Here is a 16026-nt window from a genome sequence, read left to right as displayed (position 1 = left end):
GGTACCAGATGGTGGGACGCACGCCGGCTCCCGCCGGGCCGGACCGGCGGTGCGACGATGGTGGCGTGAGCGCCCCGCCCGAGCCCCCGCCGCGCGCCGTATTCCGCGTCTCCCCGCTCGTCGTGCTGGTGGCGCTGACGCTGGCCGTCTGCGTCACCCCCGTCGCGTGGGCCGCGCCGTACCTGTGGCTGATCTACCTGGTCCCGATCGGGATCGTCGTGTGGACGCTGCGGGTGCGAACCGTCGCCGACCCCGAGACGGTCGTCGTGCGCCGGGTCATCGGCGGCCGCGAGGTGCCGTGGAGCGAGATCGCGAAGGTGCACCTCGGCCGCGCCCGCAACCCGGCGTCGGCCCGCGTCAGCGCCGTGCTGAACGACGGCTCCGAGCTCGCGCTGCCGGCCGTGCACGTGCGCGACCTGCCTCGCCTCGCGGCCGTGAGCGGCGGCCGCCTCCCCGACCCGGCAGCCGGCGAATAGGCCCGTCCCCTTCCGACGAGCGGCGCGCTCGTCGGTACCTATCCGACGAACGGGCCGTTCGTCGGACGGGAGTCGGCTCAGAAGGGCACCATCACGCCCAGCAGGCCTTCGCCCTCACCCCGACCGGACAGCACGCGGCAGAACTCGACCGCGTCCAGCTCCAGCTCCTGGCCGCTGGTTCCCCACCGCCCGCCGGCCGGGCCGGTGAGGGTGAGGGTGTGGGGCTGCCCGTGCCGACCCGCCCACTCGGTGACGACGTCGGCGACGAGCGCGCCGTCGTGCTCGGGCGTGAGCACCAGCTCGCGGCCGGTGGCGCGGGCGGTGTCGACGCGGTGCATCCAGGTGTCGCGGGTGAGGATCGTGTCGAACAGGTAGCCGAACGTCCATCGCTCCGGAGTCGCGTTGATCGTCTGCGCCCCCGGCATCGGGAGCCGCCCCATGAGCACCGAACGCCTGCGCCTGCCCCGCACCGCCGGCGCCGCGACGTCGGCGTAGCGCGCGACCAGCTGGGCCGGGGTGAGGTCACGCCGTTCCTGCACCTGCAGGTCGGTGAGCTCGTCGATGAACTCACCACCGCGACGGGTCGCCACCACGTTCTGCCGCGCCATGGTCGGGAGCGAGGCGGCGAACTCGGCCATGCCGAGGCAGTGGCCTGCCATCGCCCGCACGTCCCACGCGGGGCAGTCGGTCGCACGTCCCCAGTCGGCCTCGTCGAGCGAGCGCAGCTGGTCGAGGTAGCGGCCGTACTCGGTGGCGGCGAGCCGCATCGCCGTGTCCCGGTCGAGGCCGGAGCGGCGCGGCGGGGCGGTCGGGCGGGTTCGGGTGGTGGTCATGTCTCCTCCTGGTCATCGTCGACCTGCGGAAGGTGGAGCGCGTCGGCGTACATGTCGACGGCGCGATCGAGGAGCCGGGCGTAGCGCGTGCCGCCCGGGTCGTTGGCCCATTGGGCGTCGGCGAGCCCGCCGACGAGCGCGATGAAGAGGTCGACGTCCCCGTCGTCGGCGATTCCCATCCGGGTCATGTCGGAGCGGAGGCGTTCGATGACACGTACGGCGGGGGCGTAGCTCTCCGGGCTCGGCGTGAAGCCGGGGATCGTGCGCTGGTTCATCAGCTGGTTGCGGGGGAGGTCGGCCACCGCGAACTCGAAGAACCGCTTGGCCATCGCCCGGAGCGCCGCGCGCGGCTGCGCCGGGAGGACGGCGCCGGCGGTCATCTCCTCGTAGGAGCGCCAGGCCTGCCCGAACATCGCGTCGTAGATCGCGTTCTTGGAGGAGAAGTGCGAGTACAGCGACGGCGCGCGCATGCCGACGCGCGCCGCGACCTCGCGCAGGGTCAGCGCGGCGAGCCCGTTCTCGCGTGCGACGTCCCACGCGGCGGAGAGGATCTCGCGGCGCGCCGACTCACGCCGTTTGCTCTGCCAATCAGCAGTAGCTCCGCCTAACACGATTAGGAATCGTCCTCCGGGCCCGACCACCCGTCAAGAGACGGCCCGCAGGGCGCGTACCGTGGAGTTGATCCCGCAGCGGCCCGGCCGAACCACACCTGGTGGCCCTGAGCCCGCGGGGCGCTGCGACGCCCGGAGGGCTACCGCTCCCGGCCGACCGCGCGCGTCGTCCCGGCCCAGCGAGAGGAAGAACCGTGCCGGCCCTCCGGTCCCGAGTCACCACCCATGGCCGCAACGCCGCCGGAGCACGCTCGCTCTGGCGCGCCACCGGCATGGGCGACGACGACTTCGGCAAGCCGATCGTCGCGATCGCCAACTCCTACACCCAGTTCGTGCCGGGCCACGTGCACCTCAAGGACCTCGGCGACCTCGTGGCGGGGGCGATCCGCGAGGCGGGCGGCGTGGCGCGGGAGTTCAACACGATCGCCGTCGACGACGGCATCGCGATGGGCCACGGCGGCATGCTCTACTCGCTGCCCTCGCGCGAGGTGATCGCCGACGCCGTCGAGTACATGGTCAACGGCCACGCCGCCGACGCGCTGGTCTGCATCTCCAACTGCGACAAGATCACGCCGGGCATGCTCAACGCCGCGATGCGGCTCAACATCCCCACCGTGTTCGTCTCCGGCGGGCCGATGGAGGCGGGCAAGGCGGTGGTGGTCGGCGGCGTCGCGCAGGCGCCCACCGACCTCATCACCGCGATCGCGGCCTCGGCTTCCTCGCAGGTGGACGAGGCCGGGCTCGCCGAGGTGGAGCGCTCCGCGTGCCCGACCTGCGGCTCGTGCTCTGGCATGTTCACCGCCAACTCGATGAACTGCCTCACCGAGGCGCTCGGCCTCGCCCTGCCCGGCAACGGTTCCACCCTGGCCACCCACGCCGCCCGCCGCGAGCTGTTCCTGGAGGCGGGCCGCACCGTGATGGCGCTCGCGAAGCGCTGGTACGGCGAGGACGACGCGTCCGTGCTGCCGCGCTCGATCGCCAACAGGCACGCGTTCGAGAACGCGATGGCGCTCGACGTCGCGATGGGCGGCTCAACGAACACGGTGCTGCACATCCTCGCCGCCGCGCAGGAAGGTGAGATCGACTTCGACCTCGCGGCCATCGACGAGGTCTCGCGCCGCGTGCCGTGCCTGGCCAAGGTCTCGCCGAACTCCAGCTATCACATGGAGGACGTGCACCGCGCGGGCGGCATCCCGGCCATCCTTGGCGAGCTGTGGCGGGCCGGCCTGCTGCACGAGGACGTGCACACCGTGCACACGCCGACGCTCGCGCAGTGGCTCTCGGAGTGGGACATCCGCAGCGGCTCGGCGTCGGAGAAGGCCGTGGAGCTGTTCCACGCCGCGCCCGGCGGCGTGCGCACCACCGAGGCGTTCTCCACCGGGAACCGCTGGTCGTCGCTCGACACCGACGCAGCGGGTGGCTGCATCCGCGACGTCGCCCACGCCTACACCGCCGACGGCGGGCTGGCCGTGCTGCGCGGCAACATCGCCCCGGACGGCGCCGTGATCAAGACGGCCGGCATCCCGGAGGACATCTGGCGCTTCGAGGGCCCGGCGCGGGTCGTCGAGAGCCAGGAGGAGGCCGTGTCGGTCATCCTCACCAAGCAGATCCAGCCCGGCGACGTGCTCGTCGTCCGCTACGAGGGGCCTGCGGGCGGGCCGGGGATGCAGGAGATGCTGCATCCCACCGCGTTCCTCAAGGGCGCAGGCCTCGGCGCGAAGTGCGCCCTGATCACCGACCGCCGGTTCTCCGGCGGCTCCAGCGGCATCTCGGTCGGCCACATCTCCCCCGAGGCCGCGAGCGGCGGTGTGATCGGCCTGATCGAGGACGGCGACACCGTTCTCATCGACGTCAGGGCCCGGCTGCTCGAGGTCCAGGTCCCCGACGAGGTCCTCGCCGAGCGCCGCGCCAAGATGGACGCGAGCGAGCGCCCGTGGCAGCCGAAGGAGCGCGACCGGCCGGTGAGCAAGGCCTTGCGCGCCTACGCGGCCCTGGCCACCAGCGCCGACAAGGGAGCCGTGCGGCAGGTCCCGTGAGCGAAACGAGCTGGATCACCACACCGGTCACCGCCGACATCCTGCGCGGTGCGCTCGAGCTGGAGCGCACCGAGCACGGCGTGCTCCCGCACCGGTTGCCGGCGTGGGCTCGCGCGCAGAGCCCGGACGGGCAGCTGGCCATGGCCGAGGCCCAGCCGTCCGGCGTCCGCCTGGTGTTCCGGACGCGAGCCACCGCCGTCGAGCTGGACACGCTGCGCACCAGGCCCGCATACCCGGGCATCCCACCCCGCGCGGACGGGGTGTACGACCTGCTCGTCGACGGCCGCCTGTTCGGCCGGGCCACCGGGACCGGCGGCAACGTCCTCGTGCTCGACACGGCCGCCGGCACCGCGGAGACCCGGCCCGGTCCGGTGGGGACCGTCCGGTTCGGCGGCCTCCCCGCGCGGGTGAAGGACGTCGAGATCTGGCTGCCGTACAACGAGATCACCGAGCTGGTGGCCCTGCGCAGCAACGCTCCCGTCGAGTCGGTGCCGCCGGGCGACCGCAGGGTGTGGGTGCACCACGGCAGCTCGATCAGCCACGGCTCGAACGCCGCGAGCGCCACCACGACCTGGCCCGCGTTGGCCGCGTCGCTCGGCGGTGCCGAACTGGTCAACCTCGGGCTGGGCGGCAGCGCCCTGCTCGACCAGTTCACGGCCCGCACCATCCGCGGCACCGCAGCGGACCTGATCAGCCTCGAGCTGGGCATCAACCTGGTCAACAGCGACGTGATGCGCCTGCGCGCCTTCACCCCGGCCGTGCACGGCTTCCTCGACACGATCCGAGAAGGCCACCCCACCACGCCGCTGCTGGTCGTCTCGCCCCTGCTCTGCCCCATCCACGAGGACACCCCCGGCCCCGGCGCCGCCGACCTCAGCACCGGGACCCTGCAGTTCCGGGCCACGGGCGACCCCGCGGAACGCGCCGCCGGGAAGCTGACGCTGCGGGTCATCCGTGCGGAGCTGGCCCGGATCGTGGAGCAGCGGGCGGCCGACGACCCGAACCTGCACCACCTCGACGGCCGCGTCCTCTACGGCGATGCCGACTTCGCCGAGCTGCCCCTGCCCGACGGGCTGCACCCCGACGCCGCCACCCACGAGCGCATCGGCGAGCGTTTCGCGAAGCTGGCCTTCGGCGCGGGCGGGCCGTTCGCCCCGCGCTAACGGCTCTCCAGCAGCGGACGGGCGGGGTCCCAGCCCGACCCGTTGCGCTTCCAGGCCAGGCCGCTGAGCGCCTCCAGCACCACGCGGTTCGCCAGTGCGGCCGTGATGTCGGCGTGGTCGTAGGGCGGGGAGACCTCGACGACGTCGATGCCGACCACCGGCAGCTCCATGCAGATCCGGCGGACGGAGTCGAGCAGCTGCCGGGCCGAGAACCCGCCGGGCTCGGGGGTGCCGGTGCCGGGCGCATGACCGGGGTCGCAGACGTCGATGTCGACGGAGAGGAACACCCCGTCGCACCCATCCGTCGCGATCGCGAACGCCTCGTCGAGGCAGGCGGTCAGGCCGCGGGCTCCGATCTCGGTCATCTCGTAGGACCGCATGCCCTGCTCGGCCATCCACGCGAGGGTCTCGGGGCCCGGCCAGTAACCGCGCAGCCCCAGCTGCAGGAAGCGGTCGCCGCGCAGCGCGCCCGACTCGATCAGCCGGCGCATCGGCGCGCCGTGGCCCCACAGCGAACCGAACTCGATGTCGCCCGTATCGGCGTGCGCGTCGAAGTGGATCATCGAGACGCGGCCGTGCCCGTGGTGGTTGGCCACACCCTTCGCGTCGGCGAAGGCGATTGCGTGGTCGCCGCCGAGGATCAGCGGCAGCGCGCCGTTGCCCGCGACGGTGGTGACGGCCTCCTCCAGCGCACGCAGGCTGCGCTCTGCGTCGCCCGAGAACATCTCGACGTCCCCCGCGTCCAGTACGCGCAGGTCCTGCAGCCCGTCGACGCGCAGCGCGAGGCTGTGACGGGACGCGTCGGGCGGGAGGTAGTCGGCCGTCCGGATCGCCTGTGGGCCGAACCGGGTGCCGGGCCGGTGCGACGTGCTGCCGTCGAACGGGGCGCCGATCACGACGACGTCGGCGTCCGCGTAGGTGCCGGGTTCGTCGATCGTGCAGCGGTCGACACCGAGGAACGTGACGTCAGGGCCGAACATCGGGCCGTAGCGCGGCATGATCACACCGTGCCAGTGCCGGGCCCAGCTCGTCGAGCGCACGGGCCGCGGTCTCGACCATCTCGACCACGCGCGCGGCGCCGAGGTGGTCGGCGGCGAAGCCGAGGTACTGGACGTGCACCTGCACCTGCGCCCAGAGCCGCTCCACCTCGCGCAACGCCTCGGGGGTCGTCTCGACGTACGCCTCAGGGGCGGGTACGCCCTGCGCGGCCAGCGTTCCGACGTCGAGCCCAGCGGGAGCGATGCGGGCGTTGCCCCAGTCGATCAGCACGGCGCCGTCGGGGTCGAGCAGCACGTTGCCGCGGTGCGCGTCGCCGTGCGTGAGCGTGCGGGGCAGCAGCGCGAGGGCAGCGCGCAGGCGAGCGTCGGTGGACCAGGCGTCGAGCAGCTCGGCGATCTCGGCCAGCCGAGCGTCGCCGGTTCGGTCGCGCGCACCGCGGACCGCGGGCAGCGTGTGACCGGTGACCATCCCCCACCACCAGTGCGCGTCGACGACGGGCAGGCCGCGCGGGCGCCGCCGGTGCCAGTGGGCGTGCACCCGGCCGAGCACGTCCCACACCTCGCTGGGCACCTCCCCAACGGCGAGCGCCGGCCCGGCGTAGAAGGGCATCACCAGCCACGCTCCGTGCCGGTCCTGGCCTGCGGCGAGCAGGCGGGGCCGATCCACGCCCGGCACCACCGCGATCGCGCGCATCGCCGCAACCTCGCTCGGCCCGGTCCGCTTGAGGACGACCGGCACGGGACGGCCACCGGCATCGAGGTCGACCCGCTCGACCGCGGCGGCGACGTACCCGCCCGCAAGTGGCGCCCGAGCGGTAACGGCCGCAGGCGCTCCCGCCCACCGGGCCACGGCGGGCAGCCACGCGGAGTCCGGTGGCGGCGGGGTCACCGAAGCAGCACGAGCACCAGCACGGCGGCGACCACACCGATGATCAAGGCGAGCACTCCCCACGGGGCAGGGCGGAGGTTCCAGGTACGGCCCCGGTCGATCGCGATCCGGCCCGCCCCGATCAGCGTGAGCGCGGCCGCGGCCAGCCCCAGCACGACGTCGAGCTCCACCGCGTTCGCGCCGGCGGGCGAGGTGATGAAGAAACCGTTGCCGAACTTCAACGCGACCGAGTTGATCATCAGGGCGAGCAGCCCAGCGGCCGCCAGCGGAGTCAGGAAACCGAGGACCACCAATGCACCGCCCGCCACCGCCGTGATCCCGGTGACCCAGGCCAGGACGACGGGCTGCTGGTACCCGAACCCCTGGAGCGTGGCGGCGAAACCGTCGATGCCGGGACCGCCCCACATGCCGGACACGATCTGCATGCCGTGGGCGAAGAACGTGCCGCCGACGGCGAACCGCAGCAGGAGCACCCCGAGATCGGTGCCCGGGTTCCACACCAACGGCCTGCGGGTCGGCCGCGTGGTGGCGGAATCCGAGGAACCCGATCCGCCGACGCCGGGCAGGATCGACGTGGGCTGGTCGCTCATGGCGCCGAAGCGTAGCCGTCCCGAACACCGGACAGGGCGGAATCACAGGCGCAACGCCAGGTGAGCTGCCGGCCGGGTGCGTTCACCGCGGAACGCGGGCATCGCGGAGGCCGGCCGCGCCGACCTGGCCTCCGGAGGCACCGAGCGCGGTCCAGGTGCCGTCCCCGCTCAGGCCCTGAGCGGTGCCACGCACCGTCCAGGCCCACCCCCACCAGGCCTTCGGTGGCGCCGCGCATCATCCAGGCCCAACCTCCACCAGGCCTTCGGTGGCGCCGCGCATCATCCAGGCCCAACCTCCACCAGGCCTTCGGTGGCGCCGCGCATCGTGCGGGGCCGCCCCTCACGCCTCAAGGGCGCCTGCGGCGTCGCTTCGCGAGCGCTTCGCGCCCCTTGATCCGTGAGCCTCTGCGGCCCCTGAGGGCCCGCTTCGCGGGCAGGCCACAGGCCAGCCCCTTCGGCGCGCGGCGCCACCGAAGGCCGGCCTCACCACCATGATCAAGGCTTCGGCGCGAAAACGGCGAAATCCAGCCGGGAACGCGCCGAACCGCCGATCATGGAGCGGGACCGAGGTCACGGCCGGGCTGATCGGCGCGAGGAGCACGCCAGGGTCGCGGGCGAGGCCGTCGTGTGCTGCTCGCGGTGATCCGCAAGGTTCACGCACCGGTTCTCGTCCCACGCTGCCCGTCGACCGATTGTGCGGACCGAGAAGGGGTGCGCGAGCACAAACCCAGCACCGTGGTCCCACCCATGGCCGGCGACGCTACTCACCGGACGCTCACCCGCCGCCGCCTAATCTTGACCTCGTGGGAGGACGGGTGCGGCGCGCGGCCGCTGCGGCGCTGCTGTTGCTTGCGCTCGGCGGGTGCGCCACGTTCCCCGAGCAGGGCCCACGCGAGTGGCACGAGCAGCTGGAGGGCGCAGGCGAGCTGGGCGGGCCGCCCGTCGTACCGGAGAACACGGCGCCGCCGGAGCCGCCGCAGCAGTCCGGCCCGGAGAGGCAGAGCGGCCCCCAGCAGACACCATCGGGCTGCCAGGACCCCGATCCCCAGGTCATCGCCACCTGCCTCAACCCGGTCGGGGCCATCGCGGTTCTCCCGGATGCGGCGTCTGCCCTGGTGGGCGAGCGGCAGACCGGCCGCGTGCTGCGGGTCAGGCAGGGCAGCGAACCGCAGCTGGTCACCACCGTGCCGGTGGACGGCACCGGTGGTGGCGGCCTCACCGGGCTGGTGCTGTCGCCGTCCTACATCGAGGACCAGCTCGTCTACGCCTACATCACGACGCCCCAGGACAACCGCGTGGTGCGCCTCGCGGCCGGCGAGCCGCCCAAGCCCGTGCTCGCGGGAATCCCCCGCGGCCCGGTGAACAACGGCGGCGCCCTCGCCGTCGACGAGGACGGCTCGCTGCTCGTGGCCACCGGCAACGCGGGCCAGACCCCTCCGCCGCCCGACTCCCTCGCCGGGAAGCTGCTGCGCATCGACCTGCAGGGCCACCCGGCCAAGGGCAACCCCGACCCGCTCTCACCGACGATGAGCTCGGGGCTGCAGTCGCCGGGCGGGATCTGTGTCGACCCGCAGCGCGGCGCGGCCTGGGTCACCGACCGGCGGGTGGGCGAGGACGCGCTGCACCTGATCAAGCCCGGTGTCCTGCCGGCGCCTGCGTGGCGCTGGCCCGACCGCCCCGGCGTCGGGGGATGCACCGCCCAGGACGGCGCCGTGGCGGTCGCCCAGGTGCGCCCCGAGTCGCTGTTCGTGATCCGGTCCGACGCGAAGAACCTGTTCGTCGGCGCCCCCGAGACGCTGCTACAGGAGACCTACGGCCGCCTCTCCGCCGCCACCCTCGCCCCGGACGGGCTGGTGTGGTTGGGCACCGTCAACAAGGCGGGCGGCCGGCCGGTGTCCTCCGACGACCGCGTGATCCGGATCCAGCCCCTCGCCGCCGGGGGCGACAACCGGCAGTAGACCACCCGTGAGTGGATACGAGTGCCGTAGCACTCGTATCCACTCACGGCTACTGGCTGCAGCGCTCGATCACCAGCTCGCGCACGCGCTTGGCGTCGGCCTGGCCCTTCGTCGCCTTCATGACCGCCCCGACGATCGCACCGGCGGCCTGGACCTTGCCGCCGCGGATCTTCTCGGCGATGTCCGGCTGGGCCGCGAGGGCCTCGTCGACGGCGGCGAGCAGCGCGGTGTCGTCGGAGACCACGGCCAGGCCGCGCGCGGCGACGACCTCGTCCGGCTCACCCTCGCCGGCCAGCACACCGTCGACCACCTGGCGGGCCAGCTTGTTGGAGAGGTCGCCCGACGCCACCAGCTCGATCACCCGCGCCACCTGGGCGGGCGTGATCGGCAGCCCGGCCAGCTCGACGCCGCGGGTGTTGGCCTGCTGGGTCAGGTACGAGACCCACCACGACCGGGCCTCGCCGGCGGGGGCGCCCGCCGCGACCGTGGACTCGATGAGGTCGAGCGCCCCGGCGTTGACCAGGTCACGCAGCTCCAGCTCGGTGAGCCCCCACTCGGCCGTGATCCGGCGTCGGCGCTCCCACGGCAGCTCGGGAAGCGTGACGCGCAGCTCCTCGACCCACTCGGCGGGCGGCGCGATCGGCACCAGGTCGGGCTCCGGGAAGTACCGGTAGTCCTCTGCGGTCTCCTTCGTCCGTCCCGCAGACGTCGTGCCGGTGGACTCGTCGAAGTGCCGCGTCTCCTGGATGATGCGGTCTCCGGCCAGCAGCACGCCCGCCTGGCGCGTCATCTCGTACCGGACGGCCCGCTCGACGGAGCGCAGCGAGTTGACGTTCTTGGTCTCGGTGCGGGTGCCGAACTCCGCTGCACCCTTCGGCATCAGGGAGACGTTGGCGTCGCAGCGCAGCGAGCCCTGGTCCATCCGCACGTCCGAGACGCCGAGCGCGCGCAGCAGGTCGCGCAGCGCCGTGACGTACGCGCGCGCGACCTCGGGTGCCCGCTCCCCCGTGCCGGTGATCGGCTTCGTGACGATCTCGATCAGCGGCACGCCCGCCCGGTTGTAGTCGAGCAGGGAGTACTCCGCGCCGTGGATGCGCCCCGTCGCGCCACCGACGTGCAGCGACTTGCCGGTGTCCTCCTCCATGTGCGCGCGCTCGATCTCGACGCGGAACACCGAGCCGTCGTCGAGCGGCACGTCCAGGTACCCGTTGACGGCGATCGGCTCGTCGTACTGGGACGTCTGGAAGTTCTTCGGCATGTCCGGGTAGAAGTAGTTCTTCCGCGCGAACCGGCCCCATGGCGCGATCGTGCAGTTCAGCGCCAGGCCGATCCGGATCGCCGACTCCACCGCGGAGCGGTTGACCACCGGCAGCGCCCCGGGAAGGCCGAGGCACACCGGGCACACCTGGGTGTTCGGCTCGGCCCCGAACGCAGTGGGGCAGCCGCAGAACATCTTGGTCTGCGTGTTGAGCTCGACGTGCACCTCGAGGCCGAGCACCGGGTCGAAGCGCTCGAGCACCTCGGCGTAGTCGACGAGCGTCGGCGCGGTCACGACGAAACCTCCAGCGAAGGGACTCGATCGATCACGGTGCCGGCCTCGGAGTCGCGCGCCGCCTCGAACGCCGCCGCCACCCGGTACATGACGGCCTCGCCGAGCGCGGGCGCCATCACCTGCAACCCGACCGGCAGCCCGTCGTCGGCGAGCCCGGACGGCACCGACATCGCCGCGGTACCGGCCAGGTTGGTCGGGATCGTGGCCAGGTCGTTGAGGTACATGGCCAGCGGGTCGTCGACCTTGGCGCCGATCGTGAACGCCGTGGTGGGCGCGGTGGGCGAGACCAGCACGTCGGCCTGTTCGAACGCCGCTGCGAAGTCGCGGCTGATCAGCGTGCGCACCTTCTGCGCCTGCCCGTAGTACGCGTCCCAGTAGCCGGACGACAGCGCGTACGTGCCGAGGATGATCCGCCGCTTCGTCTCGGGCCCGAACCCGGCCTCGCGGGTGGCTGCCATGACGTCCTCGGCCGAGGCGCCGTTCTCGACGCGCAGGCCGTAGCGCATGGCGTCGAACCGGGCGAGGTTGGACGACACCTCGCTGGGGAGGATCAGGTAGTACGCCGCCAGCCCGTACTCGAAGTGCGGGCAGGAGACCTCCACCAACTCCGCGCCGAGCTTCTCCAGGCGGCGTAGCGCGTCCTCGTAGGACGCGCGGACGCCGGCCTGGTAGCCCTCACCGGACAGCTCGCGGACCACGCCGACGCGCAACCCGGACAGGTCACCGTCGGCGCCGCGGCGCGCGGCCTCGACGACCGCGGGCACCGGCTGGTCGATCGAGGTGGAGTCCATCGGGTCGTACCCGGCGATCACCTCGTGCAGCAGCGCCGTGTCCAGCACGGTGCGCGCGCACGGCCCGCCCTGGTCGAGGGAGGAGGCGCAGGCGATCAGCCCGTACCGCGAGACCCCGCCGTACGTCGGCTTGGCGCCGACGGTGCCGGTGAACGCGGCCGGCTGGCGGATCGAGCCACCGGTGTCGGTGCCGATCGCGAGCGGCGCCTCGAACGCGGCCAGCGCGGCCGCCGACCCGCCGCCGGAGCCGCCCGGCACCCGGGTGGCGTCCCACGGGTTGTGGGTGGGGCCGAACGCCGAGTACTCGGTGGACGAGCCCATCGCGAACTCGTCCATGTTGGTCTTGCCGAGGATCGTGATCCCGGCGGCGCGCAGCCGGGTCGTGACGGTGGCGTCGTACGGGGGGCGCCAGCCGTCGAGGATCTTCGAGCCCGCCGTGGTGGGCATGTCGATCGTGGTGAACACGTCCTTGAGCGCCAGCGGCACACCGGCCAGCGGCGACGCGGGCGGGCTACCCGCGGCGAGGCTCTCGTCGACCATCGCAGCGGACTCGAGCGCGGCGTCGGCCGCGACGTGCAGGAACGCGTGCACCCGGTCGTCGACGGCCGCGATGCGGTCGAGGTGGGCCTGCGCGACCTCGACGGCCGACACCTCCCGGGAGTGGATCTTCGCGGCGAGCTCCGCCGCGGTCATCCGCGTGAGCTCGCCGGGGGACGGAGAGCCGGCGGAGCTTGCGGAGCCGGCGGGGTGGGTAGGAGGAGTCATGCTTCCTCTCCCAGGATCTGCGGCACGCGGAAGCGGCCGTCCTCGGCGGCGGGGGCGCAGGCGAGCGCCTGCTCCTGGGTGAGGCCGGGGCGCAGCTCGTCGGGGCGGAACACGTTCTGCAGCGGCACGGCGTGCGAGGTGGGCGGGATCTCGTCGGCTGCGACCTCGCCCACGCGGGCGACCGCACCGAGGATCACCTCGAGCTGGCCGGCGAAGACATCCAGCTCGTCGTCGGTGACGGCGAGCCGGGCGAGCCGGGCGAGGTGAGCAACCTCCTCCCGGCTGATGTGCGCTGCCGTGGATTCGGCGGACATGTCCCTCCAGGACGGTGTGCTCCGGGAGCCCGCGACGAACGCGCGGACGATGGATCCGATGCCGCGCCAGGCGCTGGCATCGACCGGTGTGAGTCTAGTCGCGGGGACGAAACGGTTTGGCGGCGCATCAGCTGGGTTCCGAGTAGCCCGCCGAAGCGAAGCGAGGACGTCCAACAGAGTGCCGAAACGGTCCGCTCCTGACACAATCCGGGGAGCAGTGCTGCCGCGTGAACCGCCCCGACTGCGGCGGGAGAACACCCGCGGTGGGGGGCGTGTACGCGAGAGGACGTGTGGTGTGTCGTTCCTGCTCCGGGTCGTGCTTCCGGACAAGCCGGGCAGTCTCGGGGCCGTGGCCACTGCGCTCGGCAACGCGGGCGCAGACATCCTCGGCGTCGATGTGGTGGAGCGCGGCCAGGGCCACGCCGTGGACGACCTGGCGGTCGAGCTGCCGGTAGGCCGGCCGCCGGACGTGCTCATCACGGCGGCCGAGTCGGTGCCGGGCGTCGAGGTCGAGTCGGTCCGGCCCCATTCGGGCCGCCTGGAGACCCATCGCGAGCTGGAGCTGATCGACCAGATCGCCGGCGACCCGGACAACGGGTTCCAGCTGCTCGCCGACGGCGTGCCGCGGATCTTCCGGGCCGGCTGGGCGCTCATCGCGGCGCGGGAGAACGGCTCGTCCCACCGGCTCGCCGAGAGCACGGCCGCCCCGGAGACCCGCGCGGGCGACCTGCCGTGGCTCCCGCTCGACAAGGCGACGGTGCTGGACCCGGCGGTGCACTGGGTGCCGGAGCCGTGGAGCGACCTCGACACGGAGCTCGCGGCGGCGCCGTTCGGGCCGAAGGCGCGTGCGCTCGTCGTCGGGCGGCCCGGCGGGCCTGCGTTCCGCCCGTCCGAGCTGGCCCGGCTCACCCACCTCGCCGGCATCGTCGTCACGGTGCTCGGCCCGTAGATGGACCGACCCTGGGCCCGCGTGCCGAGCTGGGTCGGCGCCGCTCTGCGACCCGAGCTGGCCGACACGACCGACGGCATCATCGAGGCCGTCCGCGCGGAGGTGCCCGAGTACGCCAGGCCGCTCACGGGCCGCTTCGGCGCCCGGATCACCGAGGGCGTCTCGGTGGCGCTCGGCCAGTTCCTCGACCTGCTGGGGCGCGACGACTCCCTCGACGACGCCACCGTGTACCGCGCGCTCGGCCAGCTCGAGCACCGGGAGGGCCGCACGCTCGCGGCCCTGCAGTCCGCGTACCAGGTGGGGACGCGGACGCTGTGGCAGCGCCTCGCCGCGAGCACCACGGCGCGTCAGCTGCCACCGGAGGTGATCTTCAGCCTGGCGGAGGCCCTGTTCGGCTACATCGAGCAGATCAGCGCAGCCTCCGTGGCCGGCTGGGCCGACGAGGAGGCGAGCCGGGCGGGGTCCTTGCAGGCACGCAGGCACGCGCTGGTGGAGCTGCTGGCGCGGCCGACCGCACCGGCCGAGCTGGAGCGGGTCGCCGCTGCGGCGGGCTGGACCGTGCCCGCGCGGCTCGCCGCGCTCGTCGTCGAGGACGCGATCGCGGTCGCCGCCAGGCTGCCCGGGGCGGTGGGCGCCGACCTCGACCCGGTCGGGCTGGTCGTCGTCACCGCGCGCGGTGAGCCGGACAGCGCGTGGCTGGAGCGGCTGCGCGAGGCCGCCGGTGAGCGGCGGGCCGTGCTCGGGCCGGTGGTCGAACCCGCGCAAGCGCACCGCTCCGTCGAGCTGGCCCAGGCCGCGTGGCCGCTGCACGCCGCCCACCGCCTCGACGGCGGTGCTCCCCTCGTCCGGGCCGACGAGCACCTGCTCCCGCTGCTGCTCGCGGCGGCGCCCGAGCTCGCGTCCGCCCTGGCCGAGCGCGCGCTCGCCCCGCTGCGCGCGCTGCCGGCAGGCGCCGCCGCCCGCGCCGAGGAGACCCTGCGCGCCTGGTTCGACGCCCACGGCGACGTCACGGCGACAGCCGCGGCACTGCACGTGCACCCGCAGACCGTGCGCTACCGCCTCGCAGGGCTGCGCGAGACGTTCGCGGGAGCGCTGGACGACCCGGCGGCCCGCCTCGAGCTGGCGGTGGCACTGCGGACGTGCCCGGTCGCCGACCGCGCCTGATTCCGACCTCGACGCGGTCCTGGCCGGTTCTGGACCGGCCCCACTGCCGTGAAATGCCTGCTGCCGCGGCACGCCGGCCTCGGATTCGGCGTGCCGCGGCAGGGGCTGCCCGACCGCCCGGCAGGCCATCGAGTGGCCGGCCGGGTGGGAGTCGATCGGGCAGTCCGTGGTGACCGCCGGCTCAGCCGGCGAGCGTGGGGACAGGGGCAGGTGCGGGTGTGATGAGCAGCACCGTACCAATCGTTCAACGATCCGGCAATGCCCTAATCCTTTGATCCGCTGCGAGACCACGCAGGACGATGTCGAGCCCACGCCGGAACTCCTCATCGGGCGACACCGACCGGGCGTCGGCCGCCGTGCGTGCGAGCAGCGGGTACTCGTCGGGCGACAGCTCCGACATCACGATCGTTCCCGCCCCGGACAGAGCTGCGTAGTGCTCGTTCTGCAGGAATCCGAGCAGGTGGGCCATCAGCGTGCGCTGCGCGACCACGCGGTCCGCACCGGAGAGTCCGCCGCCGGTGAGCAGCGACAGCATGGCCTCGATCAGGCGGAGCGAACCCGGCGCCGCCTGCCGGTGCCGCAGCACCAGCGGAGCGATCGCCGGGTGCCTCGCCACCGCCACCCGGACGCGGTCGAGCAGCACGCGGACCCCGTCCTGCCACTCGCCGTCGGGCGTCAACGTGTCGACGGAGCGGAACACGTGGTCGACGACGAGCACCTCCAACGCCTGCCGGTCGGCGACGTAGCGGTACAGGCCCATCGTCGCCACGCCGAGCTCCCGCGCGACGGTGCGCATCGTGAGCGCCGAGAGCCCTTCCCGGTCGACGACGGCGAGTGCGGCCACGACCAGCTGGTCGTCGGTGAGCGAACGAGGACGGGGCACGGCTTGACAGCGTACAAGGTACGCGCATACTGAACCGTAGGCGTACCTTGTACT

General features: G+C 73.4%; 15 protein-coding genes. 6 read left to right on the top strand and 9 right to left on the bottom strand.

Annotation, left to right across the window (positions count from 1 at the left end):
* Positions 1-65: 65 nt before the first annotated feature.
* Positions 66-476 (top strand): PH domain-containing protein, encoded by a 411-nt coding sequence (locus FB388_RS01855; RefSeq protein ID WP_246121490.1) that lies wholly within the window; start codon positions 66-68, stop codon positions 474-476.
* 77 nt (positions 477-553) lie between these two features.
* Here FB388_RS01855 and FB388_RS01850 read toward each other — a convergent pair whose 3' ends face one another.
* Both FB388_RS01850 and FB388_RS01845 read right to left on the bottom strand, forming a co-directional pair.
* The gene (locus FB388_RS01850) at positions 554-1309 is read right to left on the bottom strand and encodes a maleylpyruvate isomerase family mycothiol-dependent enzyme (RefSeq protein WP_211361716.1); all 756 of its coding nucleotides are present in this window, start codon (positions 1307-1309) and stop codon (positions 554-556) included.
* Complete coding sequence (locus FB388_RS01845) at positions 1306-1920, bottom strand: TetR/AcrR family transcriptional regulator (RefSeq protein ID WP_170225431.1); 615 nt, start codon at positions 1918-1920, stop codon at positions 1306-1308. Before FB388_RS01845 ends, FB388_RS01850 begins: the two co-directional genes overlap by 4 nt.
* A 194-nt stretch (positions 1921-2114) precedes the next feature.
* Here FB388_RS01845 and ilvD point away from each other — a divergent pair, with 194 nt between their 5' ends.
* Both ilvD and FB388_RS01835 read left to right on the top strand, forming a co-directional pair.
* Entirely contained in the window at positions 2115-3956 is a 1842-nt protein-coding gene (ilvD, locus tag FB388_RS01840) for a dihydroxy-acid dehydratase (protein WP_142095987.1), read from the top strand.
* Entirely contained in the window at positions 3953-5119 is a 1167-nt protein-coding gene (locus FB388_RS01835) for a GDSL-type esterase/lipase family protein (RefSeq protein ID WP_142095985.1), read from the top strand. The genes ilvD and FB388_RS01835 overlap by 4 nt, the downstream gene beginning before the upstream one ends.
* Here the strand turns inward: FB388_RS01835 and speB are convergent.
* The 3 genes from speB to FB388_RS01820 are packed head-to-tail and all read right to left on the bottom strand — an operon-like array spanning position 5116 to position 7596.
* Complete coding sequence (speB, locus tag FB388_RS01830) at positions 5116-6117, bottom strand: agmatinase (protein WP_142095983.1); 1002 nt, start codon at positions 6115-6117, stop codon at positions 5116-5118. The genes FB388_RS01835 and speB overlap by 4 nt on opposite strands.
* Positions 6086-7006 (bottom strand): aminoglycoside phosphotransferase family protein, encoded by a 921-nt coding sequence (locus FB388_RS01825; RefSeq protein ID WP_170225430.1) that lies wholly within the window; start codon positions 7004-7006, stop codon positions 6086-6088. The genes speB and FB388_RS01825 overlap by 32 nt, the downstream gene beginning before the upstream one ends.
* Positions 7003-7596, bottom strand: a complete 594-nt coding sequence (locus tag FB388_RS01820; protein ID WP_142095979.1) for a DoxX family protein — start codon at positions 7594-7596, stop codon at positions 7003-7005. The genes FB388_RS01825 and FB388_RS01820 overlap by 4 nt, the downstream gene beginning before the upstream one ends.
* A gap of 803 nt (positions 7597-8399) precedes the next feature.
* Here FB388_RS01820 and FB388_RS01815 point away from each other — a divergent pair.
* Positions 8400-9554: a PQQ-dependent sugar dehydrogenase gene (locus tag FB388_RS01815; protein ID WP_246121488.1), complete on the top strand. Its 1155-nt coding sequence runs from the start codon at positions 8400-8402 to the stop codon at positions 9552-9554.
* Positions 9555-9603: 49 nt separating this feature from the next.
* On the opposite strand, the gene gatB is transcribed toward FB388_RS01815, so the two are convergent.
* The 3 genes from gatB to gatC all read right to left on the bottom strand — a co-directional run bounded on the left by gatB (position 9604) and on the right by gatC (position 12976).
* Positions 9604-11106: an Asp-tRNA(Asn)/Glu-tRNA(Gln) amidotransferase subunit GatB gene (gene gatB, locus FB388_RS01810; RefSeq protein WP_142095975.1), complete on the bottom strand. Its 1503-nt coding sequence runs from the start codon at positions 11104-11106 to the stop codon at positions 9604-9606.
* Entirely contained in the window at positions 11103-12590 is a 1488-nt protein-coding gene (gene gatA / locus FB388_RS01805; RefSeq protein ID WP_246121486.1) for an Asp-tRNA(Asn)/Glu-tRNA(Gln) amidotransferase subunit GatA, read from the bottom strand. The genes gatB and gatA overlap by 4 nt, the downstream gene beginning before the upstream one ends.
* Before the next feature lie 68 nt (positions 12591-12658).
* Positions 12659-12976: an Asp-tRNA(Asn)/Glu-tRNA(Gln) amidotransferase subunit GatC gene (gene gatC, locus FB388_RS01800; protein ID WP_142095969.1), complete on the bottom strand. Its 318-nt coding sequence runs from the start codon at positions 12974-12976 to the stop codon at positions 12659-12661.
* Between the two features lie 295 nt (positions 12977-13271).
* Here gatC and FB388_RS01795 point away from each other — a divergent pair, with 295 nt between their 5' ends.
* Complete coding sequence (locus FB388_RS01795) at positions 13272-13925, top strand: ACT domain-containing protein (protein WP_142095966.1); 654 nt, start codon at positions 13272-13274, stop codon at positions 13923-13925.
* 21 nt (positions 13926-13946) lie between these two features.
* Positions 13947-15089: a PucR family transcriptional regulator gene (locus FB388_RS01790; RefSeq protein ID WP_142095963.1), complete on the top strand. Its 1143-nt coding sequence runs from the start codon at positions 13947-13949 to the stop codon at positions 15087-15089.
* 244 nt (positions 15090-15333) lie between these two features.
* Here FB388_RS01790 and FB388_RS01785 read toward each other — a convergent pair whose 3' ends face one another.
* Positions 15334-15972, bottom strand: a complete 639-nt coding sequence (locus tag FB388_RS01785) for a TetR/AcrR family transcriptional regulator (RefSeq protein ID WP_142095960.1) — start codon at positions 15970-15972, stop codon at positions 15334-15336.
* Positions 15973-16026 lie beyond the last annotated feature (54 nt).

This window comes from Pseudonocardia cypriaca (genome assembly GCF_006717045.1).
GTDB classification, from domain to species: Bacteria; Actinomycetota; Actinomycetes; order Mycobacteriales; family Pseudonocardiaceae; genus Pseudonocardia; species Pseudonocardia cypriaca.
This window is presented reverse-complemented; position numbering and strand designations above follow the sequence as displayed.